Raw genomic sequence first — 23,620 nt, forward strand, 5'->3', positions numbered from 1 at the left:
AGGTCGAATCGTTACGATACCCGCAGCGGAAACGCTCCCGCAACGGTGTCCGGAGGGCGGTCGCGGTCAGTCGACCGTCGCCGTACGACCCGCCGCGACGACGTCGGCGGCGGTGCGGCCGTCGCGCGTGACGCGCAGCGACCAGGTGCCGTCCTGGTCGGCGCGGGCGGTCACCCGACCCCCGGCACACGTCACGACGAACCGGGCCGCGCGCCCGTCCGGCGTCGGGACGAGCACCTCGCGCTCGCCCTCGACCGGCTGGACGACGTGCAGCACGACGCCGTCCGCCCAGTCGTAGTCGGGCCGGTCGTCGCGGGCACCGGTAGCCAGCACGGCACCCTCGCGCACGTACAACGGCAACGAGTCGAAGCCGTGCCGCTCGCGCACCCAGCGCGGTCCGTCCACGACCTGCGAGGTGAGCAGCGAGGTCCAGCGGCCGGGTGGCAGGTACACGTCGACATCGCCCGCCGCGTCGAAGACGGGGGCCACCAGCAGGTCGGGCCCGAGCATGTACTGGGTGTCGACCGTGGCCGCACCCGGGTCGTCGGGGAACTCGAGCACCATCGGGCGCATCACGGGCACACCCTGCAGGTGCGCATCCTCGGCCGCCGCGCCGACGTACGGCATCAGCGTGTGCTTGAGGTGCACGAAGCGGCGTGTGACGTCGACCGCCTCCTCGTCGAACGCCCACGGCACGCGGTACGAGTCCGAGCCGTGCAGGCGGGAGTGTGACGACAGCAGGCCGAACGCGAGCCAGCGCTTGAACACCGCCGGGTCGGGCGTGCCCTCGAACCCACCGATGTCGTGCGACCAGAACCCGAAGCCCGAGGCCGCGAGCGAGAGCCCGCCGCGCAGCGACTCGGCCATCGAGACGAACGTCGACTCGCAGTCGCCGCCCCAGTGCACCGGCAGCTGCTGGCCGCCCGCGGTCGCCGAGCGCGCGAACAGCACGGCCTCGCCCTCACCGCGTTCCTGCTCCAGCAGGTCGAACACCGCGCGGTTGTACAGGTGCGTGTAGTAGTTGTGCATCCGCTCCGGGTCCGAGCCGTCGTGCCAGACGACGTCCGTGGGGATCCGCTCGCCGAAGTCGGTCTTGAACGCGTCGACACCCTGCCCGAGCAGCCGGCGCAGGTGCGCGCCGAACCAGGCCACGGCCGCCGGGTTGGTGAAGTCGACCAGCGCCATGCCCGCCTGCCACTGGTCGGTCTGCCACACCGAGCCGTCGGCCCGCCGCACCAGGTAACCGGCCGCGCGGCCCTCCTCGAACAGCGCGGAGCGCTGCGCGATGTACGGGTTGATCCAGACGCACACCTTGAGTCCCTTGGCGTGCAGGCGCTCGAGCATGCCCTCAGGGTCCGGGAACGTGCTCGGGTCCCAGGTCAGGTCCGTCCAGTGGAACTCGCGCATCCAGAAGCAGTCGAAGTGGAAGACCGACAGCGGCAGACCGCGCTCCGCCATGCCGTCGACGAACGACATCACGGTTGCCTCGTCGTAGTCGGTGGTGAACGACGTCGACAGCCACAGTCCGTAGGACCACGCGGGCACGCGGGCCGGGCGGCCGGTCAGCGCGGTGTAGCGACGCAGCACGTCCTTGGGCGTCGGGCCGTGGATGACGTAGTACTGCAGCGACTCGCCCGGCACCGAGAACTGCGTTCGCGAGACGATCTCGGAGCCGATCTCGAACGAGACCCGGCCGGGGTGGTCGACGAACACGCCGTAGCCTGCGTCGGACAGGTAGAACGGCACGTTCTTGTAGGCCTGCTCGCTCGACGTCCCGCCGTCCGCGTTCCACACGTCGACCGACTGGCCGTTCTTGACGAACGCGCCGAACCGCTCGCCGAGCCCGTACACGTGCTCGCGCACGCCGAGCGCGAGCTGCTCGTGCACGTAGGTCGTCCCCGCGGCGTCCCGCGCATAACCGACCCCGCGCATCGTCGACCCGGTCAGCACGCGGCCGTCCGCGACGAACTCGACCGACCACGGCCCGCGCGTGGCCACCCTGGCGCTGAGCTCACCCGCGTGGAACGTCGCGACGTCGTCCTCGACGACGACCTTGACGTCGGCGACCTCGCTCGCCAGGGCGAAGTGCGGGCCCGGGTCGACCGCGCCCGCGTGGTGCTCGATGCGGACCCCGATGACGCCGTCCATCGGACTCGTGAAGGACACCGACAGCAGCGGCCGGTTGAGCGTGTCGCCGCGTCGCGTGATCGGCGCGGTCGCGGCGTGCACCACGAGGCGGTCGTCGGACGCCTCGACGTCGACCACGTCGCGCGGGTGCAGCACGCTCGTCCCGGGCTGGTACTGCCAGTAGCCGTCGGTGAACTTCATCGGGGTCGCTCCGGTGTCACTTGACCGCGCCCGCGGTCACGCCGCGGGTCAGGGTTCGCTGGAAGAGAAGGAAGAACAGCACCGCGGGCAGCAGGGAGATCAGCGCACCCGCGTTCGTCGTCGGCGCGTCCATCATCCGGTCGCCCTGCAGCGAGGCGAGCGCGACGGGGATGGTCTGCGTGCTGTTGGACGTGAGCATGACGAGAGGGATGAAGAACTCGTTCCACGTCCAGATGAAGAAGAAGATCAGCAGCACCGACAGCGTCGGGCGCACCACGGGGAACACCACGCGCCACAGCACCTGCCAGCGGCTCGCGCCGTCCAGGGCGGCGGCCTCGAGCAGCGCCGGCGGGAACGTCCCGAGCACCGACGACAGCAGGTAGGTGCCGAACGCCGACTGGATCACCGTGAAGATGATGATCACCGACCACGGGGAGTTCGACAGGCCCACGTTCTGCGCCATGGTGAACAGCGGGTAGATCAGCGACTCCTGCGGCAGCATCGTCGCGAGCAGGAACAGCGTGACCACCCACAGGCGGCCCTTGATGCGCCCGACGCCGATCGCGTAAGCGTTCAGCAGCGACAGCAGCGTGCCGAGCAACGCGACGATGCCCGAGATGAAGATCGAGTTCCACAGCTTCTCGGGGAAGTTCACGCGGGTCCAGAACGCCGTGACGCCGTCGGTGTAGAACGACGTCGGCCAGCTCAACGGTCCGTTCTGCGAGTAGTCGGTGGGCGACTTGAACGCGTTGAGCGCCATGATCAGGAACGGCACGAGGATCAGCACCGCCACGACGACCGCGCCGAGCAGGACGAACCAGCGTGCGGTGCCGCGGTGGTGCCGGGCGTCGGGGCGCGACGTGAGGACCGGCGCGGCGGGCGGGATGACGGGCGGGGTGACGGTCGGGGCGGTCATCGGGGACCAGCCTCCTTGCGCTCGGAGCGCGCCTGCGCCCACAGGATGAGGCCCGCGACGACGAGGATCACCAAGGTCAGGATGTTGGCCACGGCGGCGCCGTAGCCGACCTTCGACTTGTCGAAGAAGTTCAGGTACGAGTAGTAGCTGGGCACGATCGTCGAACCCTCGGGCCCGCCGCGCGTCAGCACGTAGATGGGGCCGAACACCTTGAGGGCCGCCACGGTGCACGTCAGCACGACGACGAAGACCTCCGGCCTGATCTGCGGCACGGTGATCGCGCGGAACCGCCGCGACCAGCCGGCGCCGTCGAGCTCGGCGGCCTCGTACAGCTCGGGGTCGACTCGCTGCAGCGCCGCCATGAAGATCACCACGGGATAGCCGATCTGCACCCAGACGAGCACGAGCATCACGCTCGGCATCGCGGTGGTGGTCGAACCCAGCCAGTTGGGTGGGTTGTCGACGCCGAGGTTGCGCAGGATCTCGTTGAGCGCGCCGGTCTGCGAGTTGAGGATCCAGTTCCACAGCACACCCGCGACCGCGACCGGCAGGATCTGGGGCAGGTAGTACGTCGCGCGCAGGACCGACGAGGCCTGGGCGCCGAACTTCTTGCCGAGGTAGTCGAACAGCACGGCCGCCAGGACCAGGCCGATGAGCGTCGGGATCACGACCATCGCGACGATCATCGAGATCGAGTTCCGGAACGAGGTCCAGAACTGCTCGTCGTGCATGAGCGCGGCGTAGTTGTCCAGGCCCACCCAGGTGCGCGGCGCCATGCCGCCCTTCCACTTCTGGAAGGAGTAGACGATGTTCGTCGCGAACGGGATGCCGATCACGACGACGAAGGCGATCAGCCCCGGCACGAGGTACGGCAGGTAGGGCACCCAGTGCGGCCGATGGCGGCGGTGCGGACGGACGTCCGTGGGCGCGCCCGTGCGCGCGGTGGTGGTGCTGGTCATGGACCCTCCCCGGTCCGGTCCGGGGCGCGGCGACTGTGCCGCGCCCCGGACGCTGGGTCAGCCGAGCAGGTCCGCCTTGCCGGCGGTGTACGCCTCGCCCAGGCCGTCGAGCACCTGGTCCGGGGTCTTGGACTGGTTCACGAGCGACTGCAGCTGGCTCACGATCACGTCGTAGAAGCCCGCCACCGGCCAGTCGGGGTAGAACGCCAGCCCGTCGTCGCCGAGGATGTCCGCGAAGTTCTGCGTGAGCTCCTTGGTCTTCTCGTCGGTGATGACCGACGGGTCGCCCGCGACCGGCAGGCCGCCCTTCTCACCGAGCACGTTCTGCACCTCGGGGCGCAGCGTGATGTCGATGAAGTCCTCCGCGAGCGTCTTGGAGTCCGCGTTGGCCGGGACCACCCAGATGTTGCCCGACGAGCCCGGGTGCAGCTTGTTCTCCGGGAACAGCACCTGACCCCACTGGAACGTGTCGCCGATGTCGGCCACGAGACGCCCGAACCACCACGAGCCCGAGACCATGATCGGGTAGTCGCCCGCGATGAACGAGACACCCATGTCCTCGGCCGTCAGGCCCGCCGCGTCGGAGGCGATGTAGCCCTCCTTGATCCACTCGTCGAGCTTCTCGGTGGCCTGCGTGATCGCGTCACCGTGCCAGTCGAGCTCGTTCTCGAAGAGCTGGTAGTCGTTGACGAGCTGGCGGTCGCCGTAGTGCAGCACGAGCTCGTACCAGAGCTGCCCGAGCGGGTACTCCGCACCGGCCGTGGCGATCGGCGTGATGCCGGCCGCCTTGAACGCCGCGAGCGCCTGCTCGAACTCGTCGAACGACGTCGGCACGGAGAGGCCGGCGTCGGCGAACGCGTCCTGGTTGACGTACATGCCGACGAACTCGCCGTAGTTGGGCACGCCGAACCAGTCGCCCGAGCCCATCAGGCCGTTCTCGTCGTACTTCGCCGTCGTGGCGAGCGAGCCCGACAGCTTGGTGTCCCAGCCCTTCTCCTTGGCGACGTCCGTCAGCGGCGTCAGCAGGCCCTGCGAGGCGAGCTGGCCGGCCGTCGCGTTGCCCTTGTTGTACTCCATGACGTCGGGCACGTCGTCGCCCGTGAGCACGATCTTCGCGTTCTTCTGGATCTGCTCGAAGGTCTGCTTCTCGACCTTGACCTCGACGCCCTCGTGCTCCGCCTTGAAGATCTCGATCGCCTTGTTCCATGCCTGGCCCATCGCCGAGTCGTCGGACTCGTAGTGCCAGATCGTCAGCGTCTTGCTGTCCTCGTCGCCGCCACCGCCGCCACCGCCGCAGGCCGCCAGGGTCAGGGGGGCCATGAGGGCAGCCGCAGCCACCAACGCCCATCGTCGCGTGCTGATGCTCATCCGTCGTCTCCTCATCGAGTGGGATGTCGAGCGGCCATCGCTCGATCGTCGAAGCGCTTCGACAAGGTAGCGCGGCGGATTCACGCTTGTCTAGCCCGCGGTTCGCCCGAAATGGTCACGGATTGGCTACAGTGCATCGAAGCGCTTGGTACGGACATGCCGGGCATGCCGGGCAGCGCGGCCCGCACAGGTCGCGCCGACGCTAGGGTGACGACGCCGAGACGGGAGAAACCTGCAGATGACGACCATCGACGACGTGGCCCGCGCCGCCGGCGTGTCCGTCTCCACGGTCTCCTACGCGCTGTCCGGCAAGCGACCGATCTCCGCCGCGACGCGGACCCGCATCGAACGCGCGGTCCAGGAGCTCGACTACCGGCCGCACGCCGGGGCGCGGGCGCTCGCTTCGGCCCGCACCAACGTGCTCGCGCTCATGGCACCGCTGCGCGTCGACGTCAACGTCGGCGTCATCATGCAGTTCGTCACGGGCGTCGTCACCCGCGCGCAGTACTTCCAGCACGACGTGCTGCTGCTCACCCAGGACGACCACGCCGGCGTCGAACGCGTCGCCGCGGGGTCGATGGTCGACGCCGTGATCATGATGGACGTCGAGGCGGACGACCCGCGCCTGGCGATCCTGCGCCGGCAGCGGCAGCCCGCCGTCCTCATCGGACTGCCCCGCGACGCGACCGGGCTGTCCTGCGTGGACCTCGACTTCGAGGCGGCCGCGCGCACCGCGGTCGCGCACCTCACCGGTCTCGGGCACCGCGCGATCGCGCTGCTCGGCTCCCCGCAGACCGTCCTGGACCGGCACACCACCTACGCCGCCCGGCTCGTGCACGGGTTCGACGACGAGACCTCGCGGCGCGGTCTGAACGCCGTGTTCGAGCCGACCGAGTCGTCGCACGCGGGAGCCGTGCTCGCGCTCGACCGGGCGTTCGCGCGCCTGCCCCGGCTCTCGGCCCTCGTCGTGCACAACGAGGCCGCGCTGCCCGGCGTGCTCGCGTCGCTGCGCGAACGCGGTCTGCGCGTGCCGCAGGACGTGTCCGTGGTCGCGGTGTGCCCGCAGGACGTCGCGGTCGGTCAGCCGCAGCAGCTCACCGCGGTCGACATCCCCGCCGTGCGGATCGGCGGCGTCGCCGTCGAGATGGCGATGGGCCGGCTCGAGCGCGACGACCCGGCCGAGACGCGGCTCATCTCCCCCGTGCTCACCGCGCGCGAGAGCACGGGCCCGGCTCCCGCCTGAGCCGCCTGCGGCCCGCGGTCACACCGCGTCGCGGCCCGCCCGGAGCACCCGCACCGCGCGCAGGTCGTCGTCGAGCACGAGCACGTCGGCCCGGCGCCCCACGACGAGCGCACCGATGTCGTGCCGCCCGAGCACCGCCGCGGGGGTGCTCGTCGCGGCTCGCACCGCGTCCACCAGCGGGACACCGGACTCGACGACGCAGCGCAGCACGTCGAGCAGGTGCGCGACGCCGCCCGCGATCGCACCGGCGGAACCGTCCGCCGTCACGATGCGCGCGACCCCGTCCGCGACCCGCACCGCCATCGGGCCGAGCTGGTAGTCGCCGTCGGCCATGCCGGCGGCCGCCATCGCGTCCGTGACCAGGACGACCGCGTCGGACCCGACGAGGTCGAGCACGGCCCGGAACGTCGCGGGCGCCAGGTGGGTCCCGTCGGCGACCAGCTCGACGACGAGCTCACCGCGCGCGGCCGCGGCCAGGCAGGCGGCGACCGGGCCCGGGTCGCGGTGGTGCAGCGGCCGCATGCCGTTGAACAGGTGCGTCGCGGTGGCCCGGCCGCTGCGCGCGCGCGGCTCGGCCGCCAGCAGGTCGAACGTGCGGTCCACCGCGGCCTCGACGACCTCCGCTGCGGCGTCGGTGTGCCCGATCGACGGCAGCGCCCCGGACTCGACCAGCGCGGCGAGGACGTCGTCGCCGCCCCCGTCACCGAACCCGGCGCCGTCCGCGACTCCCGCGATCTCCGGGGCCACCGTCATCGTGACCAGGTGCCCGCGCGCGGCCGCGGCCACCGCGCGGACCAGCGCCGGGTCGCCGAGCTGCATGTCGTCCGGGTTCTGTGCGCCGCACCGCACGGCCGACAGGAACGGGCCCTCGAGGTGGATGCCCGCGAGCACGCCGGCGTCCGCCGCGTCGGCCAGCAGCGCGGTGCGCGCGAGCAGGACGTCCGGAGGCGCCGTCACCAGCGAGGCGACCAGGGACGTCGTGCCGTGCGCCAGGTGCTCGGCCGCGGCGGTCGCCACCTCGTCGGCGCTCGTCGCGTCGGGGAAGCTCGCGCCGCCGCCACCGTGGCAGTGCACGTCCACCAGGCCGGGGACGATCGTCGTGCCCGACTGCTCGGGCACGAGCGCGAGCCATCCGGACGGAACCTCGGACGCCGGCCCGACGAAGACGAGACGGTCCTCCTCGACGACGACCACGCCGTCCGGGATCGCCTCGACGGGGGTGACGACGCGTCCGCGCAGGACGACCGGACCGGATGCTGCCTCGCTGCTCACGCGGCCATCCTCCCCCACGCACCAGGTCCGGGGCGGGGACGGACGGCCTTCACGCGTCGCGCGTCGCGTCGTCGAGCGCGTCCTCGATCGCCTCGTCGGGGCCCGGGGGTGCAGTCGCCCGCCCCCGTCGCGCGAGGCGGGCATCCGCGTCGTGCACCCACCAGCGGGCCACCGCGACCGCCACTGCACCGGCCCCCGCCAGGTAGACCGTCGCCGCGTCGCCGCCGAGGGCCCCGAGATCCATCGCCGCGACGGCGACCGCGGCGACGAGCAGTCCCGCGACCGCGTACACGAGCAGCAGGACGGGCAACGGCGCGCGGCCCAGGAGTCGTTCGACCACCGCCGCGACCGCACCGCCGACGACGAGGACAGGGACCGCCGCCATGCACAGGAAGATCGTCATCACGAAGATCGCGTTGACCGGGCCGATCGACTCGTCGTGCGCGAACGACACCGCGACCCACGGGACGAGCAGGACCCACAGCACGACGAGCGAGCGCCACACGACGCGGAACGCGACCGCCACGTCGTCGGCCCACCTGCGCTGCTCGGCCTGCTCCACGTGTCGATCCTGCCACCGCGCCACCGCGAACCGCGGGACAGGGGCTCAGAACAGGCGCGAGTCCACGTCGTCGACGCCGCGCATCGCGTCGTAGTCGAGCGTGAGGCACGCGATGCCCCGGTCGGTGGCGAGAACGCGGGCCTGCGGCTTGATCTCCTGAGCGGCGAACACACCCCGCACCGGTGCCAGCAGCGGGTCGCGGTTCAGCAGCTCGAGGTAGCGCGTGAGCTGCTCGACCCCGTCGATGTCCCCGCGGCGCTTGATCTCGACCGCGACCGAGCCGCCCGTCGGGTCCTTGGCCAGGATGTCGACCGGGCCGATCGCCGTGGGGTACTCGCGCCGCACCAGCACGTGGCCGCCGCCGAGCAGCCCGATCTGCGCGGCGAGCAGCTCCTGCAGATTCGCCTCGACGCCGTCCTTGACCAGGCCGGGGTCGACGCCGAGCTCGTGCGCGGAGTCGTGCAGCACCTCGTACAGCTCGATCTCGAGCCGGTCGTCGGACTTCGTGTGCTGCACCGTCCACACCACGCTCACGCCGGCCGCACGCTGGTCGTCGTCAGGCTCGCCGACCGCGAGCGAGCAGGGCGGGCTCATCCAGTTCAGCGGCTTGTACGAGCCGCCGTCCGAGTGCAGCAGCACGCTGCCGTCCGCCTTCACGACGAGCAGGCGCGTGGCACGCGGCAGATGCGCGTTCAGCCGGCCCGAGTAGCGGGCGGCGCACTGCGCGACGACGAGACGCACGAAGGGGCTCCGGGGCGTTCAGGTGGTGGTGCTCAGATCACCGAGCCGACCCGCAACGGGGTCGCCTCGATCCAGGACGTGAGGCCGGCGAACGCCTCGGGGGACATCGCGAGCGTGACCTCGACGTCACGGCCGCCGCTGCGGCCCTGACACGTCACGGCCAGCAGACCGGGGTCCTCGGTGCTCGGACGACGGTCGACGATCGCGAGGCCGGACCGCTCCCAGCGCCGGGCCGGCCGGGGCGCGAGCGACCAGTGCCGCCACCAGTACAGGCGGTCGGCGCCGTACTGCGCGACGCCGCTCGACCAGCCGTGACCGTCGACGCCGCGCAACCGACATCGGAACGCGCCGACCCGACGCGCCAGCGTGCTGGTGCGCGAGAGCCAGAGGCACGCCACGACGACGAGCACGACGACCAGCGCCACGATCGCGACGACGCCGAGCCCGTGCACCCTGGGTGCTACCTCAGTGCGTCGTGGCGGCCGAAGCAGCCTTGATCGCGTCCACGACGACTGTCACGTGGTCGGAGTCGACCGACAGGAAGCCGCCCTCGACGTGCCACACGAGCGGCTCGCCACCGTCGGCCGGACGCACGCGGACCTCGCCGGCACGCAGGACCGACAGGATCGGCGTGTGCCCGGCCAGGATGCCGATCTCGCCGTCGGCGGCAGGCGCGGAGACCTGGCGGGCCGAACCCGACCAGACCTTGCCGTCCGTCGCGACGAGGTCGACCTCGAGGCTCTCCGCCATCAGAGCCCGTACTCCTTCTGGATGCGCGCCCAGTTCTTCTCGAGGTCCTCGAGACCGCCGATGTTGAAGAACGCCTGCTCGGCGATGTGGTCGAACTCGCCCGCCGCGATGCGCTTGAAGGCCTCGACCGTCTCGGCGACCGGAACGGTCGAGCCGACGACACCCGTGAACTTCTCGGCCATGTAGGTGTTCTGCGAGAGGAACTGCTGGATGCGACGCGCCCGCGCGACGACGGTCTTGTCCTCCTCCGACAGCTCGTCGACGCCGAGGATCGCGATGATGTCCTGGAGCTCCTTGTTGCGCTGCAGGATCGACTTGACCTGCGTCGCGACGTCGTAGTGCTCCTGGCCCACGTAGCGCGGGTCGAGGATGCGGCTCGTCGAGGACAGCGGGTCCACCGCGGGGTACAGACCGCGCGAGGCGATCTCACGGCTCAGCTCGGTGGTCGCGTCCAGGTGGGCGAACGTCGTCGCCGGAGCCGGGTCGGTGTAGTCGTCGGCCGGGACGTAGATCGCCTGCAGCGAGGTGATCGAGTGGCCCCGGGTCGAGGTGATGCGCTCCTGCAGGAGGCCCATCTCGTCGGCCAGGTTGGGCTGGTAGCCCACCGCGGACGGCATGCGGCCGAGCAGCGTCGAGACCTCGGAACCGGCCTGCGTGAAACGGAAGATGTTGTCGATGAACAGCAGCACGTCCTGGTTCTGCACGTCGCGGAAGTACTCCGCCATCGTCAGCGCCGACAGTGCGACCCGCAGACGCGTGCCCGGCGGCTCGTCCATCTGCCCGAAGACGAGCGCGGTCTTGTCGAAGACCCCCGCCTCCTCCATCTCGACGATGAGGTCGTTGCCCTCACGCGTACGCTCGCCGACGCCGGCGAACACCGAGACACCGCCGTGGTCCTGCGCGACGCGCTGGATCATCTCCTGGATGAGGACGGTCTTGCCGACGCCCGCACCGCCGAACAGGCCGATCTTGCCGCCCAGCACGTACGGCGTGAGCAGGTCGATGACCTTGATGCCGGTCTCGAACATCTGCGTCTTGCTCTCGAGCTGGTCGAAGGCCGGCGGGCGACGGTGGATCGGCCAGCGCTCCGTGACCTCGAGGGTCTCGCCCGGCGCGAGGTTCAGCACCTCGCCGATGACGTTGAAGACCTTGCCCTTGGTCACGTCGCCGACGGGCACCGAGATCGGCGCACCCGTGTCGTGCACCAGCGCACCGCGGACCAGGCCGTCGGTCGGCTTGAGGGCGATCGCGCGCACGAGCGAGTCGCCGAGGTGCTGGGCGACCTCGAGGGTCATGTGCAGCAGACCGTCGCCCTCCCCCTCGCCCTGGCTCGACAGGTCGATGTCGACCTTGAGCGCGTTGTAGATCTCAGGGATCTGGTCCGCGGGGAACTCGATGTCCACGACGGGGCCGATCACGCGGGCGACGCGACCGACGCCGGGCGTGCGGGCGGCGGAGGCCGTCTCGTCGACGGTGGTGGCGGTCATGTCTGGCCTGCTTTCTTGGTCTGTCGTGGTTCGAAGAGCTGTGATGGGTCAGGAGGCCGAGGCGAGCGCGTCGGCGCCCGACACGATCTCGCTGATCTCCTGCGTGATCTCGCCCTGACGGGCCTGGTTGGCCAGTCGGGTGTACATGCGGATGAGGTCCTCGGCGTTCTCCGTCGCGGTGTGCATCGCCCGCTGACGCGAGGCGAGCTCGGACGCGGCCGCCTGCAGCAGGCACGCGTAGATCCGCGACCGGACGTACCGCGGCAGCAACGAGTCGAGCACGACCTCGGGGCTCGGCTCGAAGTCGTACAGCGGCATCGCCGCGCCGTCGCCCGCGGGCGCGACGCCCTCGACGACCTCGAGGGGAAGCATGCGGATCACCCGGGGGCGCTGCGTGACCATGTTGACGAACTGCGTGAAGACGACGTGGACCTCGGCCACGCCACCCTCGTCGGCGGGTGCGCCGAACCGCTCGAGGAGCAGGTCCGCGATCTCGCCGGCGACCTCGCTGCTCGGCGCGTCCGAGTGGCCCGTCCACTGCCCCGCGAGCTCACGCTCCCGGAACGTGTAGTAGCTGACGGCGCGGCGACCCGAGACGAACAGGTCGACCTTCTTGCCCTCGGACTCGAGCCGCTCGATGAGCCGTTCCGTCTCGCGGATGACGCTGGCCGAGTACGCACCCGCCATGCCGCGGTCCGAGGCGATCAGGAGCACGGCGACGCGGTCGGTGTCCGTGCGCTCGACGAGGAAGGGGTGCGAGACGTTGGAGTGCGTCGCGACGGCCGACACCGCCCGGGTGATCGCCCGCGAGTACGGCGTCGCCATCGTCACCCGGTCGCGCGCGCGCCCGATCCGGGACGCGGCGATGAGCTCCTGCGCCCGGAACATCTTCTTGAGCGACTGGGTGGACTTGATGCGCTGCTTGTAGACGCGCTGCGAACCGGCCATCCTCAGGCCTTCTTCTGCCGGACGATCTGCTCCTGCTCCACGTCCACGCCGTCGCCTGACTCCTCGCCGCCCACCAGGGGTGTGCCGTCGAACTTGAGGAAGCCCGCCCGGAACTCCTCGATGCCGGCCGCGAGAGCCTTCTCGGTCTCGTCGTCGAGCTTGCCCGTGCCGGCGATCGTGCCGAGCACGTCCGTGTTGCGGCGCAGGTGGTCGAGCAGCTCGGACTCGAACCGCTTGACGTCCTCGATCGGCACGTCGTCCAGGTGACCCTTGGTCCCGGCCCAGATCGACGCGACCTGGTCCTCGACCGGGTACGGCGTGTACTGCGGCTGCTTGAGCAGCTCGGTCAGGCGCGCGCCACGGTTGAGCTGCGCACGCGAGGCCGCGTCCAGGTCGGACGCGAACATCGCGAACGCCTCGAGCGAGCGGAACTGCGCGAGGTCGAGCTTGAGCGTGCCGGAGACCTGCTTCATCGCCTTGACCTGGGCGGCGCCACCGACGCGCGACACCGAGATGCCGACGTCGACCGCGGGACGCTGGTCGGCGTTGAACAGGTCCGACTGCAGGAAGATCTGGCCGTCGGTGATCGAGATGACGTTGGTCGGGATGTACGCCGACACGTCGTTCGCCTTGGTCTCGATGATCGGCAGACCGGTCATCGAGCCCGCGCCCAGCTCGTCGGAGAGCTTCGCGCAACGCTCGAGCAGACGGCTGTGCAGGTAGAAGACGTCACCCGGGTAGGCCTCGCGGCCCGGCGGGCGGCGCAGCAGCAGCGAGACCGCGCGGTACGCCTCGGCCTGCTTGCTCAGGTCGTCGAAGATGATCAGGACGTGCTTGCCGTCGTACATCCAGTGCTGGCCGATGGCCGAGCCGGTGTACGGCGCCAGGTACTTGAAGCCCGCCGGGTCGGAGGCCGGGGCCGCGACGATCGTCGTGTACTCGAGGGCGCCCGCGTCCGCCAGCGCGCCGCGCACGGCCGCGATGGTCGAACCCTTCTGGCCGATGGCGACGTAGATGCAGCGCACCTGCTTGGTCGGGTCGCCCGACTCCCAGTTGGCCTTCTGGTTGATGATCGTGTCGATCGCGATCGCGGTCTTGCCCGTCTGGCGGTCGCCGATGATGAGCTGACGCTGGCCGCGACCGATCGGAATCATCGAGTCGATCGCCTTGATGCCGGTCTGCAGCGGCTCGTGCACCGACTTGCGGGCCATCACGCCAGGGGCCTGCAGCTCGAGCGCGCGGCGGGCCTCGGTGGTGATCTCCCCCAGGCCGTCGATCGGCGTGCCCAGCGGGTCGACGACGCGGCCGAGGTAGCCGTCGCCCACGGCGACCGACAGGACCTCGCCCGTGCGACGGACCTCCTGGCCCTCCTCGATGCCGGAGAACTCACCCAGCACGACGACGCCGATCTCGCGGACGTCGAGGTTCAGCGCGAGGCCGAGCGTGCCGTCCTCGAAGCGCAGCAGCTCGTTGGCCATCGCCCCCGGCAGGCCCTCGACCTGCGCGATGCCGTCACCTGCGAGCGAGACGCGCCCGACCTCTTCGGAGACCGCGCCCGTGGGCTCGTAGGTCTTCACGAAGCTGTCCAGCGCGGCGCGGATCTCCTCCGGCCGGATCGTCAGCTCAGCCATTGATCTCTCCTGTCATGGCGCACGCAAGCGCGTGCGCGTCGTCGTGGGGCCGGCGTCAGCCGGCAAGTCGTCGTCGGGCGTCGGCAAGTCGGGAGAGCACGGTGGCGTCGACCACCTGCGGGCCCACCTGGATGCGCATACCACCCAGAACCTGCGGGTCGCGCACGATGTTGAGCTGCACCTCACGGCCGTAGGCCTCGCGCAGGATCGTCGCCAGGCGGTCCTGCTGGGTCGGCGAGAGCGAGGACGCCGTGGTCACGGTCGCGACGGTCCGCTCCCGCCGCTCGGCGATGAGGTCCGCGATGTGCCCGAGCGTCGTCACGTAGCGCCGCCCGCGGGGAGCGGCCGCCGCGCGACGGGCGATCTGCGCGGTCACGTCCGTCACCCGGCCGGCGAGCAGGTCGTCGACGAGCTTGATGCGCGCGGCCGCGGGCACCCGGGTGTCGAACAGCGCCCGTCGCACCTCGCGCTGGCCCGCGAGGGCCTTCGCGAACCGGAACAGCTCCTCCTCGACCTTGGCGAGGTTGCCCTCGGCCTCGGCCCGGGCCAGTGCCGCGTGGAAGGCGAGCTGCTCGGCGGCGTCCGCGAGGTCGACGTCGGCCGACCAGCGCGCACGCACCAGGGACTGCGCGATCTCGACGACGCGGGGGTCCGCGTTCGTCAGCAGGTGCGCGACGAGCCCGGCCTTCGCGTCACCCTCGATCGACGGGTCCGCGAGCGTGCGTCGCAACGAACCCGAGCTGTCGAGCGCGTCGACGAAGGCCAGCAGCTGCTGGCCCAGCTCGGACGACTGCGCCCCTGCAGCGGCAAGGATCGGCTCGAACCGCTCCTCCGCCGCCGCCAAGGACGCGCGCGAGGTTCCGCGCATCAGCTCCCCTTCTTGCCCGACGTCGCGACGGCGCTCGCCTCGAGCTCGTCGAGGAACCGGTCCACGACGCGCGTGCGCCGGACCTCGTCCTCGAGCGACTCTCCGACGATCTTCGACGCGAGCTGGGTGGCCAGCGATCCGACGTCGGTGCGCAGCTGCACCTCGGCCTGCTGCCGCTCCGCCTCGATCTGCCGGCTCGCGGTCTCCGAGATCCGCGCCGCCTCGTCCTGCGCCTTCTGGCGCGCCTCGGCGACGATCTGGCCGCCCTCGGTGCGCGCGTCCTCACGGATGCGGGCGGCCTCGGTGCGGGCCTCGGCGAGCTGCAGGTGGTACTCCTCGAGTGCGGCGGCGGCCTCGGCCTGGACCGACTCCGCCTTCGCGAGGCCACCCTCGATCTTCTCGGTCCGCTCGTCGAGGATCCGGTTGAACGTCGGCAGCGCGTACTTGTAGAACGCGACGGCGATGATGATCAGGACGACGGCAGACCAGAGGATGTCGGCCGGCTCCGGAATCAGCAGCCGGATGCCGTCGATCTCTTCCGATGACTCCGCGGCCGTCACGACAGCCGCGGTGATCGCGGCGGCGCTCACGTGAAGAGGAACCCGGTGACGAGCCCGAGGAGGCCCAGGACCTCGACGAAGCCGATACCGATGAACATCGTCGTGCGCAGCTGGCCCGAGACCTCGGGCTGGCGCGCCATGCCCTCGATCGTCTTGCCGATGAGGATGCCCAGGCCGATACCCGGACCGATGACCGCGAGGCCGTAGCCGACGGTCGCGATGTTGCCCGAGATGGAGTTCTCGGCCGCGAGGATGGTCTCCGCAAGAGCCACGGTAGCTCGTTCCTTCCGTTGGGTACCCGACCGGTCGGTCGGCTACTCGTTCGTCGGTGGGGCCACGGTGGCCCCGTCGGGTGGTGTGGTGCTGGTCAGTGCTCGTGCTCGACGGACAGGCTGATGTAGACCGCCGTCAGGACCACGAAGATGTAGGCCTGCAGTGCGGCAACGAAGGCCTCGAACAGGGTCATCGCGAAACCCGCGACGAAGGTCAGGACGCCGAACGGCTTCATCGCGAGCGCCGAGTCCACCAGGAAGTACTGGGTGGCCGAGAAGCACAGCACGAGCATCAGGTGGCCCGCGACCATGTTGGCCATGAGTCGGATGGCGAGCGTCGCCGGCCGGATGACGAACACCGTGAGGAACTCGATCGGCGTCAGCAGCACGTACATGTACCACGGCACGCCGGGCGGGAACAGGCTCGCCTTGAGGAAGCCGCCCAGGCCGTGCTCGCTGACGCCGGCCGACAGGTAGCGCACGTAGGCCCACGCGGCGAGCAGCACCGGCAGGCCGATCAGCGCCGTACCCGCGATGTTGAGGCCGGGGATGATCGACGTGATGTTGAACGCCAGGATCGCGAAGAACATCGTCGTCAGCACCGCGACGTGCTTCTTCGCGCGCTCCTTGCCGAGGATCTCCTCCGCGACGTTCACGCGGACGAAGTCGAGGCCCATCTCGATGAGGTTCTGCGAGCGGCCCGGGACCAGCTTCGCGCGACGGGCGATCGTGACGAAGACGATGACCAGCACGACCGCCGCGACCAGCCGGACGAACTGGATCCGGTTGAACTCGAAGATCGTCCCCTCGAACAGGATCGGGGGCGGGAAGAAGTCAGCGATCGACGGCGCGTGGAAGGTCGAGCCACCCTCGTCGGACGCGAGTGGCAGGACGGTCGCGAGGCTGGACAGTGCAGTCTCCTGGTGGTCGTGGCGCCCGGTGCCCGGCGTCTTCGCAGGCACGCCACGGGCGTCTGGCCGTCATGGATGGGGTGAAGCCTAACCTATGCAAGACCTCGGTCCGACCGCTCGCCGGGACCCTTGTCCTACTGCCCGTCGGGGTCCGGGGTGGAAGGTGCGCCCCCCGGTTCGACGTACGGCAGCCGGGCGCTGTAGACCGCCCGGTAGTCGAGGTAGGCCGACCCCAGGACGCCCACGAGCAGCACGCCCGCGAGCGCGGGCTTGGAGTAGAAGTCCAGGTCGCGGATGAGCGCGAGGACGACGATCACGACGAGCACCTTGGCCAGCCACGTGCCCATGACGACGGCCGCCATGGTCGACGGCGACGAGTGGACCGTGCGCAGCATCGCCACGACCGTCGTCCCGGAGAACACGAGTGCGAGCCCGACGCCGATCAGCGCGCCCCACACGCCCTCGGAGCCCGCGAAGATCCAGCCGAGGCCGACGCCGACCACGGTGAGCACGCCGAGGAACCAGATCGTGTGGCGCAGCGACGTGCGGAACACGTGCTCGACGACGGACGAGCCGTCCGTCGGGTCCGTGGCATCCGTGGGGTCCGTGGGCACCGTGGGGTCCGTGGGGTCGGTCATCCTGCCTCCTGGGGCGGTCGGGTCGCGCGGCCGCGCAGCGGTCCGAGCGTCAGCAGAGTCGCGACGAGCACGCCGGCGGCGAACGCCCACAGCACGGTCGTCGTCGGGAGCACGACGAGCGCACCCACGCCGAAGGCGAAGACGGCCGTCCAGACGTACATGATCGCCACGGCCCGCCGGTGGCTGTGACCGAGCGCGAGCAGGCGGTGGTGCAGATGCATCCGGTCCGGGTGGAAGGGCGACTTGCCGTGCCCCACGCGTCGCACGACCGCGAGCACCATGTCCAGCAACGGCAGCAGCAGCACGGCGAACGGCAGCAGCATCGGCAGGAAGGCCGGGAAGGACTGCCGGCGGGTCACCTGCTCGGGGTCGATCTGGCCGGTCACGACGATCGCCGCGGCGGCCAGCACGAAGCCGAGCACCATGGCGCCGGAGTCACCCATGAAGATGCGCGCGGGGTAGAAGTTGTGCGGCAGGAACCCGACGCAAGCGCCGACGAGCGCCGCCACGACGAGCGTGGCGAGGCTCGCGTAGTCGCCGGACGTCGACGCGCGCGTGAGCAGGTACGAGTACAGGAAGAACGCCGCGCCGCCGATCGCGAGCACGCCCGCGGCCAGCCCGTCGAGCCCGTCGACGAAGTTGACCGCGTTCATCGCGATGACGACCGTCACGATCGTCACGAACGTCCACATCCGGGTCGAGCTCACGGTCACGCCGCCGACCGGGAGCTGGTAGAGCTGCACGCCCTGCCAGGCCAGGAACCCCGCCGCGAGCACCTGGCCCATGAGCTTGGTGAGCCAGTCGAGGTCCCAGATGTCGTCCGCGACGCCGAGCGCGCACACGAGAGCGGCGCCCCCGACGATCCCGACGAGCGAGCGCGGGTCGTCGTACACGTCCGCGAGGAACGGGAGCGGGCTCGCCATCACGATCGCGACGAGCAGCCCGAGGAACATCGCGAGCCCGCCGAGGCGCGGCGTCGGGATCGCGTGCACGTCCCGGTCCCGCACGGCCGTGATCGCGCCCCAGCGCAGCGCACACCAGCGCGCGAGCGGCGTCATGAGGTACGTGACGGCCGCCGCGAGCAGCCCGACGAGCAGGTAGACCCTCACCCTGCGGCACTCCCGGCGGACTCGTCGGACCCGGGCCGTGCCGGCGGGGCCGGCTCGTCGTCGGGGCCGTCGACGGGTGCGACCTCGCGGAGCTGTTCGAGGCTCAGCGCGCCGGCGCGCAGCACGCGCAGCCGGCCGCCGGTCGCGTCGACGATCGTCGACGACACCTGGCCCGGGGCCGCGCCGGCGTCGAGGTAGACGGCGACGCGTTCGCCGAGCTGGTCGTGCGCCTCCTGCGCGGTCACCGCGGCGGGCCGGCCCGTGCGGTTGGCGCTCGAGACCGCCATCGGTCCCGTGCGCCGCAGCAGGGCGCGCGCGGTCGCGTGGTCCGGGACGCGCAGCGCGACCGTCCCGTTCGTCTCGCCCAGGTCCCACGCGAGCGACGGCTGCGCCTGCACGACGAGCGTCAGCCCGCCCGGCCAGAACCGCTCCGCGAGCAGACGCGCGTGCGCGGGCACGTCGGTCGCGAGTCCGTCGAGCGTGCGCACGTCGGCGATCAGCACGGGCGGCGGCATCTGGCGGCCGCGGCCCTTGGCGTCGAGCAGCGCCTGCACGGCGGGCGGGGAGAACGCGTCGGCCCCGATGCCGTAGACGGTGTCCGTGGGCAGCACGACGAGACCGCCACGGGCGACGACGGCGACAGCCTCGTCGAGCGCCGGGCCCCAGCTCGAGGCGTCGGCTGCGGGCCGGATGCGCTCGTTCACGGCTGCGAGTCTCCCACGTGCGGCGGTGCGATCCTGCGCGCGACGAGCACGCGCGGTCGACCGGTCAGATCGGGGCGGGTCTCGACGTCCTCGAACGCCCCGGCCGCGTGCGCCGCGGCGCGCGCTGCGACGTCCTGGACCTCGGCGTGCTCCATCACCAGCAGACCGCCCGGTGCCAGCAGCCGCGCGGCCGCGTCGATGACCGCGCGCGGCACCGCCAGCCCGTCCGCGCCGCCGCCGTACAGCGCGAGGTCCGGATCGTGCTCGCGCACCTCGACGTCGACCGGCACCTGGTCCGGCGGGATGTACGGCGGGTTCGAGACCAGCACGTCCACGTGTCCGACGAGGTCGGCGAGCAGCCCGGGGTCGGCGACGTCACCCTGCAGCACGTGCAGTGCGGGTGCCCCCACGGCGGCCGCGTTGGTGCGCGTGAGCGCCACGGCCGCGGCCGACAGGTCGACGGCCACCACGCGCGCCGCGGCGACCTCGGTCGCGACGGAGAGCGCGATCGCGCCCGTGCCGCAGCACAGGTCGACGACCACCGGCTCCCGCCCGGCCGCCACGAGCCGCGCGGCCTCGTCGACCGCGGCCTGCGCGACGACCTCGGTCTCGGGCCGGGGCACGAACACCCCGGGCTCCACGCGCAGCGTCAGGTACCGGAACCCGGTGTGCCCGACGATGTGCTGCAGCGGTTCGCGCGCCCGGCGCCGCTCGACGAGCGCCGCGTACGCCGCCACGAAGCCGTCGGGCGCCGGGTCCGGGGCGAGCGCCAGCTCGAGACGTTCGAGCCCGAGCGCATGGGCCGCGAGCGCGGTCGCGTCGACGCGGGGCGAGGCCACGCCGGCGTCGGCGAGCAGCCGCGCGGCGCCCTCGACGCACGCGCGCACGCCCGCGCCGCCCGGGCCGCCCGACGGCACGGTCACGGCGCGACCGCCGCCAGCCGCGCCGCCTCGTCGGCGGCGATCGCGCTCGCGACCACGGCCCCGAGGTCACCCGCGAGGACCTGGTCGAGGTTGTACGCCTTGTACCCCGTGCGGTGGTCGGCGATGCGGTTCTCGGGGAAGTTGTAGGTGCGGATCCGCTCGGAGCGGTCGACCGTGCGGACCTGGCTACGCCGGGCCTCGCTGGCCGCGGCTGCGGACTCCTCCTGCCGTGCCGCCAGGAGCCGGGCCCGCAGCACGCGCATCGCCTGCTCGCGGTTCTGCAGCTGGGACTTCTCGTTCTGCATCGAGACGACGATGCCCGTCGGGACGTGCGTGATGCGGACCGCGGAGTCGGTCGTGTTGACCGACTGCCCGCCGGGGCCCGACGAACGGAAGACGTCGATCCGCAGGTCGTTCGGGTCGATCTCGACCTCGCCCTCGTCGTCCGCCTCAGGCAGGACGAGCACGCCGGCCGCGGACGTGTGGATGCGACCCTGCGACTCCGTGACCGGCACGCGCTGCACGCGGTGCACGCCGCCCTCGTACTTGAGGTGCGCCCAGACGCCGTCCTCGGGTGCGACCGTGCCGCGCGCCTTGACCGACAGGTGCACGTCCTTGACGCCACCGAGGTCGGACGGCGTGGCCTCGAGCACCTGCGTCGCCCAGCCCATCCGCTCGGCGTAGCGCGTGTACATCCGCAGCAGGTCACCCGCGAACAGCGCCGACTCCTCGCCGCCCTCCCCTGCCTTGATCTCGAGGATCACGTCGCGTGCGTCGTCGGGGTCGCGCGGGACGAGCACCTCGCGCAGCCTCGTCGAGGCCGCGTCCGCCGCCGCGCGCAGTGCCGGGAGCTCGGCCGCGAACGACTCGTCCTCGGCGGCGAGCTCGGCAGCGGCCGCGGCGTCGTCGGACGCGGCCCGCCACGCCCGGTACGCCTGCGCGACCCGGCCCAGCTCGGCATACCGCCGCCCGAGCTGACGCGCACGCGCCGCATCCGCGTGCACCGCGGGATCGGCGAGCTGGGCCTCGATCTGGGCGTGCTCGGCCAGCAGCGGCTCGGCTGCGGAGAACGGGTCGGTCACGGCACTCCCTCGGTCACGCGCTCAGGTGCGGCGGCGGGGTCGGTGCGACCCCGGAGACGACGCAGCGCCGGTGCCCTCGCGGACACTGCCATGGAGGGCAGTCGTCCGCGCCGGGCACCGGCGCTGCGGGGGTGCTAGTTGCCGGCCTTCTTGCCGTAGCGGGCCTCGAAGCGGGCCACGCGGCCACCGGTGTCGAGGATCTTCTGCTTGCCCGTGTAGAACGGGTGGCAGGCGCTGCACACGTCGGCGTGGATCTTGCCGCTGGTGACGGTCGAGCGCGTCACGAAGGTGCTGCCGCACGTGCAGGTCACCTCGGTGACCACGTACTGCGGGTGGATGTCAGACTTCACGGGATTCTCCTTGGTGGGGTGTCTCCGGGTCCCGGCGTTCATCGCGCGGGTGAACCGCAGACCAGCGAGCCATTGTGCCAGAACCAGCGCCCGGCCCGAAATCTTCCCGACGCGCGCGCGCTGCGTAGGATGCCGGGGTGTCGTCGTCGGCTGTCCCTCCGCGCACGGGCCGGCTCGTCGTCGGTCTCGTGATCGACGACAACCTCGACCGCCCGGACGGCGTGCAGCAGTACGTGCTCACGCTGGGCGCCGAGCTCGCGCGGCGCGGCCACGACGTGCACTACATCGCCTCGACGACGCAGCGCACGGACCTGCCGAACCTGCACGTGATCGGCCGCAACGTGGGCGTCACCTTCAACGGCAACCGGCTCGCCACGCCGCTGCCTGCCTCGCGCACGCAGGTGCGCGAGCTGCTCGCCCGGGTGCCGTTCGACGTGCTGCACGTCCAGATGCCGTACTCCCCCGTGCTCGCGGGCCGGATCGTCTCCGCGGCGTCGCCCCGCACGGCCGTGGTCGGCACGTTCCACATCTACCCGCACTCGTGGTGGGTGAGCGCCGGCACGCGGGTGCTGGGCCTGCTCGAGCGTCGTCGGCTGCGCCGGTTCCGCACCGTCTTCGCGACGTCCGAGGCCGCCGCGGCGTTCGCGAACCGCACGTTCCGGGTCCCGACGACCGTGCTCGGCAACCCCGTCGACCTGGCCCGCTTCCGTCCCGCGCAGGCGCCCGCGGATCCCGACCGCCCGGTGCGGGTCGTGTTCCTCGGCCGGCTCGTACCGCGCAAGGGCCCGCGCGAGCTCGTCGCTGCGGCGCTCGAGGTCACCCGGCGCGGCACCGCGCGGCCCTGGACGCTCACGCTGGCCGGCCGTGGGCCGCTGCACGACGAGCTCGTCGCGACGCTCGCCAAGGCGGGCATGACCAACGTCGAGCTGCCCGGGTTCGTCGACGAGCAGGACAAGCCCGCGCTGCTGGCCGACGCCGACGTGATCGCCCTGCCGTCGACCGGCGGCGAGAGCTTCGGCATCTCCGTCGTCGAGGCGCTCGCCTCCGCGCGCGGCGTGGTCCTCGCGGGCGACAACCCCGGCTACCGCACCACGATGCACGGCCTCGAGCGCCAGCTCCTCGACCCGAAGGACACCGCGACGTTCGCGCTCGCGCTCGGCCGGTGGATCGACGACGCCGAGGCCCGCGACCGGATCGCCGAGCGCCAGCGCGAAGCGGCGGCGCGGTTCGACACGCCCCGCATCGCCGACGAGGTCGAACGGGTCTACCGATCGGCGGTCGCGGGCCGTCCGGCGGTCACCGCGGTCGCTGCCGTCACCCCCGTCACTGCCGGATCGGCGGATGTCCCTCCGAGGCCTGCACGACGACGATCCCCTGCCCGGTGAACCCGAGCTGGTAGGCCTCGCCGGAGCCGCGGCCGATCGCGGACTGCAGCTTTGCCGTCCGGCGGACGGTCGAGGTCAGCGACGACGACCACAGCACCGCGCTCTGCATGTCCACGAACGTCGGCTGGTCGACCTCGAGCACGACGGGCGTGCCGTAGGCGGACACCGCGAGCGATCCCGTCCCGGTGAACGTCGTGTTGAACAGGCCGCCGCTCATCATCGACGCGCCCTCGACCCGGTTGATGTCCCACGTCAGCGTGGACTCGAACGCCAGGACGTTGGCGCCGTTGACCGTGACCGACTCGCCCTCGAGGTGCAGCAGGAACAGCTCGTCGGCGTCCTGCGCGAGGAACACGTCGCCGCTGCCGGACACCTTCATGAGGTCCATGCCCTCACCCGTGAAGGCCTTCTTGAACATCTTGGAGACGCCGCCCGAACCCTGGTGGTCGAAGTCGACGTCCCCCTGGTACGCGACCATCGAGCCCTGCTTGGCGTAGAAGAAGCCACCCGTGCCGGCGAGGTCGACCTTGAGCATCCGCTCGTTCTGGAGCTGGAAGCTGCCGGGCTCGCCGGCCTTCTCGATGTTGCCTGCGAGCGTGCTGCGCATGGCCCC

25 protein-coding genes are annotated in these 23,620 nt (G+C 71.5%); 2 read left to right on the top strand and 23 right to left on the bottom strand.

Annotated elements, in window-relative coordinates; all coding sequences use genetic code 11:
- Window positions 1-66: 66 nt before the first annotated feature.
- The 4 genes from yicI to CCO02nite_RS11190 are packed head-to-tail and all read right to left on the bottom strand — an operon-like array spanning window position 67 to window position 5,571.
- On the bottom strand, window positions 67-2,328 hold the full coding sequence (gene yicI, locus CCO02nite_RS11175) for an alpha-xylosidase (protein WP_146843232.1): 2,262 nt from the start codon (window positions 2,326-2,328) through the stop codon (window positions 67-69).
- Window positions 2,329-2,344: 16 nt separating this feature from the next.
- Window positions 2,345-3,244, bottom strand: coding sequence for a carbohydrate ABC transporter permease (locus CCO02nite_RS11180; RefSeq protein WP_146843233.1), 900 nt, complete (start codon window positions 3,242-3,244; stop codon window positions 2,345-2,347).
- Complete coding sequence (locus CCO02nite_RS11185) at window positions 3,241-4,203, bottom strand: carbohydrate ABC transporter permease (RefSeq protein ID WP_146843234.1); 963 nt, start codon at window positions 4,201-4,203, stop codon at window positions 3,241-3,243. The genes CCO02nite_RS11180 and CCO02nite_RS11185 overlap by 4 nt, the downstream gene beginning before the upstream one ends.
- A gap of 57 nt (window positions 4,204-4,260) precedes the next feature.
- On the bottom strand, window positions 4,261-5,571 hold the full coding sequence (locus tag CCO02nite_RS11190; RefSeq protein WP_146843235.1) for an ABC transporter substrate-binding protein: 1,311 nt from the start codon (window positions 5,569-5,571) through the stop codon (window positions 4,261-4,263).
- Window positions 5,572-5,803: 232 nt separating this feature from the next.
- Here CCO02nite_RS11190 and CCO02nite_RS11195 point away from each other — a divergent pair, with 232 nt between their 5' ends.
- Complete coding sequence (locus CCO02nite_RS11195; protein WP_371862510.1) at window positions 5,804-6,814, top strand: LacI family DNA-binding transcriptional regulator; 1,011 nt, start codon at window positions 5,804-5,806, stop codon at window positions 6,812-6,814.
- An 18-nt stretch (window positions 6,815-6,832) separates the two neighbouring features.
- Here the strand turns inward: CCO02nite_RS11195 and CCO02nite_RS11200 are convergent, their stop codons facing one another.
- From CCO02nite_RS11200 to rpmE, 18 genes are all read right to left on the bottom strand, one after another.
- Window positions 6,833-8,086, bottom strand: a complete 1,254-nt coding sequence (locus CCO02nite_RS11200; protein WP_246117504.1) for an N-acetylglucosamine-6-phosphate deacetylase — start codon at window positions 8,084-8,086, stop codon at window positions 6,833-6,835.
- 49 nt (window positions 8,087-8,135) lie between these two features.
- Entirely contained in the window at window positions 8,136-8,648 is a 513-nt protein-coding gene (locus CCO02nite_RS11205) for a hypothetical protein (RefSeq protein ID WP_146843238.1), read from the bottom strand.
- Between the two features lie 45 nt (window positions 8,649-8,693).
- Window positions 8,694-9,389, bottom strand: a complete 696-nt coding sequence (gene nucS / locus CCO02nite_RS11210) for an endonuclease NucS (protein ID WP_146843239.1) — start codon at window positions 9,387-9,389, stop codon at window positions 8,694-8,696.
- A 32-nt stretch (window positions 9,390-9,421) separates the two neighbouring features.
- Window positions 9,422-9,841: a DUF2550 domain-containing protein gene (locus tag CCO02nite_RS11215; protein WP_186812678.1), complete on the bottom strand. Its 420-nt coding sequence runs from the start codon at window positions 9,839-9,841 to the stop codon at window positions 9,422-9,424.
- A 13-nt stretch (window positions 9,842-9,854) separates the two neighbouring features.
- The gene (locus CCO02nite_RS11220; RefSeq protein ID WP_146843241.1) at window positions 9,855-10,139 is read right to left on the bottom strand and encodes a F0F1 ATP synthase subunit epsilon; all 285 of its coding nucleotides are present in this window, start codon (window positions 10,137-10,139) and stop codon (window positions 9,855-9,857) included.
- Window positions 10,139-11,626, bottom strand: coding sequence for a F0F1 ATP synthase subunit beta (gene atpD, locus CCO02nite_RS11225; RefSeq protein ID WP_146843242.1), 1,488 nt, complete (start codon window positions 11,624-11,626; stop codon window positions 10,139-10,141). The genes CCO02nite_RS11220 and atpD overlap by 1 nt, the downstream gene beginning before the upstream one ends.
- A 48-nt stretch (window positions 11,627-11,674) precedes the next feature.
- Complete coding sequence (locus CCO02nite_RS11230) at window positions 11,675-12,574, bottom strand: F0F1 ATP synthase subunit gamma (protein WP_146843243.1); 900 nt, start codon at window positions 12,572-12,574, stop codon at window positions 11,675-11,677.
- 2 nt (window positions 12,575-12,576) lie between these two features.
- Entirely contained in the window at window positions 12,577-14,205 is a 1,629-nt protein-coding gene (atpA, locus tag CCO02nite_RS11235) for a F0F1 ATP synthase subunit alpha (protein WP_146843244.1), read from the bottom strand.
- A gap of 55 nt (window positions 14,206-14,260) precedes the next feature.
- Window positions 14,261-15,073, bottom strand: a complete 813-nt coding sequence (locus CCO02nite_RS11240; RefSeq protein ID WP_146843245.1) for a F0F1 ATP synthase subunit delta — start codon at window positions 15,071-15,073, stop codon at window positions 14,261-14,263.
- Complete coding sequence (locus tag CCO02nite_RS11245; RefSeq protein WP_146843246.1) at window positions 15,073-15,663, bottom strand: F0F1 ATP synthase subunit B; 591 nt, start codon at window positions 15,661-15,663, stop codon at window positions 15,073-15,075. The genes CCO02nite_RS11240 and CCO02nite_RS11245 overlap by 1 nt, the downstream gene beginning before the upstream one ends.
- Complete coding sequence (atpE, locus tag CCO02nite_RS11250; protein WP_281284596.1) at window positions 15,660-15,905, bottom strand: ATP synthase F0 subunit C; 246 nt, start codon at window positions 15,903-15,905, stop codon at window positions 15,660-15,662. Before atpE ends, CCO02nite_RS11245 begins: the two co-directional genes overlap by 4 nt.
- 95 nt (window positions 15,906-16,000) lie before the next feature.
- Complete coding sequence (gene atpB / locus CCO02nite_RS11255; RefSeq protein ID WP_146843247.1) at window positions 16,001-16,867, bottom strand: F0F1 ATP synthase subunit A; 867 nt, start codon at window positions 16,865-16,867, stop codon at window positions 16,001-16,003.
- Window positions 16,868-16,950: 83 nt separating this feature from the next.
- A complete protein-coding gene (locus tag CCO02nite_RS11260) occupies window positions 16,951-17,454 on the bottom strand; it encodes a Cg1360 family ATP-synthase-associated protein (RefSeq protein WP_246117505.1) in 504 nt (167 codons plus the stop codon).
- Window positions 17,451-18,563, bottom strand: a complete 1,113-nt coding sequence (locus CCO02nite_RS11265; protein ID WP_146843248.1) for an MraY family glycosyltransferase — start codon at window positions 18,561-18,563, stop codon at window positions 17,451-17,453. Before CCO02nite_RS11265 ends, CCO02nite_RS11260 begins: the two co-directional genes overlap by 4 nt.
- A complete protein-coding gene (locus tag CCO02nite_RS11270; RefSeq protein ID WP_146843249.1) occupies window positions 18,560-19,267 on the bottom strand; it encodes an L-threonylcarbamoyladenylate synthase in 708 nt (235 codons plus the stop codon). Before CCO02nite_RS11270 ends, CCO02nite_RS11265 begins: the two co-directional genes overlap by 4 nt.
- Complete coding sequence (gene prmC, locus CCO02nite_RS11275; RefSeq protein WP_371862505.1) at window positions 19,264-20,190, bottom strand: peptide chain release factor N(5)-glutamine methyltransferase; 927 nt, start codon at window positions 20,188-20,190, stop codon at window positions 19,264-19,266. The genes CCO02nite_RS11270 and prmC overlap by 4 nt, the downstream gene beginning before the upstream one ends.
- Window positions 20,187-21,272 carry a peptide chain release factor 1 gene (gene prfA, locus CCO02nite_RS11280; protein ID WP_146843250.1) on the bottom strand — a complete coding sequence of 362 codons (1,086 nt, stop codon included), beginning with the start codon at window positions 21,270-21,272 and terminating at the stop codon, window positions 20,187-20,189. Before prfA ends, prmC begins: the two co-directional genes overlap by 4 nt.
- A 134-nt stretch (window positions 21,273-21,406) precedes the next feature.
- The gene (gene rpmE, locus CCO02nite_RS11285) at window positions 21,407-21,622 is read right to left on the bottom strand and encodes a 50S ribosomal protein L31 (protein WP_146843251.1); all 216 of its coding nucleotides are present in this window, start codon (window positions 21,620-21,622) and stop codon (window positions 21,407-21,409) included.
- Between the two features lie 137 nt (window positions 21,623-21,759).
- Here rpmE and CCO02nite_RS11290 point away from each other — a divergent pair, with 137 nt between their 5' ends.
- Window positions 21,760-23,007: a glycosyltransferase family 4 protein gene (locus CCO02nite_RS11290; RefSeq protein ID WP_146843252.1), complete on the top strand. Its 1,248-nt coding sequence runs from the start codon at window positions 21,760-21,762 to the stop codon at window positions 23,005-23,007.
- Here the strand turns inward: CCO02nite_RS11290 and CCO02nite_RS11295 are convergent.
- Window positions 22,946-23,614 (bottom strand): AIM24 family protein, encoded by a 669-nt coding sequence (locus CCO02nite_RS11295; protein ID WP_146843253.1) that lies wholly within the window; start codon window positions 23,612-23,614, stop codon window positions 22,946-22,948. The genes CCO02nite_RS11290 and CCO02nite_RS11295 overlap by 62 nt on opposite strands.
- Between the last annotated feature and the right edge of the window lie 6 nt (window positions 23,615-23,620).

This window comes from Cellulomonas composti, from assembly GCF_007990245.1.
Lineage (GTDB): Bacteria > Actinomycetota > Actinomycetes > Actinomycetales > Cellulomonadaceae > Cellulomonas > Cellulomonas composti.

What these genes read in the sequence shown, in the direction of transcription:
- atpD (WP_146843242.1), bottom strand. Translation starts at nt 11,626, where the DNA reads ATGACCGCCACCACCGTCGACGAGACGGCCTCCGCCGCCCGCACGCCC.
- CCO02nite_RS11260 (WP_246117505.1), bottom strand. Translation starts at nt 17,454, where the DNA reads ATGACCGACCCCACGGACCCCACGGTGCCCACGGACCCCACGGATGCC.
- CCO02nite_RS11180 (WP_146843233.1), bottom strand. Translation starts at nt 3,244, where the DNA reads ATGACCGCCCCGACCGTCACCCCGCCCGTCATCCCGCCCGCCGCGCCG.
- CCO02nite_RS11240 (WP_146843245.1), bottom strand. Translation starts at nt 15,073, where the DNA reads ATGCGCGGAACCTCGCGCGCGTCCTTGGCGGCGGCGGAGGAGCGGTTC.
- yicI (WP_146843232.1), bottom strand. Translation starts at nt 2,328, where the DNA reads ATGAAGTTCACCGACGGCTACTGGCAGTACCAGCCCGGGACGAGCGTG.
- CCO02nite_RS11295 (WP_146843253.1), bottom strand. Translation starts at nt 23,614, where the DNA reads ATGCGCAGCACGCTCGCAGGCAACATCGAGAAGGCCGGCGAGCCCGGC.
- CCO02nite_RS11230 (WP_146843243.1), bottom strand. Translation starts at nt 12,574, where the DNA reads ATGGCCGGTTCGCAGCGCGTCTACAAGCAGCGCATCAAGTCCACCCAG.
- atpA (WP_146843244.1), bottom strand. Translation starts at nt 14,205, where the DNA reads ATGGCTGAGCTGACGATCCGGCCGGAGGAGATCCGCGCCGCGCTGGAC.
- CCO02nite_RS11185 (WP_146843234.1), bottom strand. Translation starts at nt 4,203, where the DNA reads ATGACCAGCACCACCACCGCGCGCACGGGCGCGCCCACGGACGTCCGT.
- CCO02nite_RS11190 (WP_146843235.1), bottom strand. Translation starts at nt 5,571, where the DNA reads ATGAGCATCAGCACGCGACGATGGGCGTTGGTGGCTGCGGCTGCCCTC.
- CCO02nite_RS11220 (WP_146843241.1), bottom strand. Translation starts at nt 10,139, where the DNA reads ATGGCGGAGAGCCTCGAGGTCGACCTCGTCGCGACGGACGGCAAGGTC.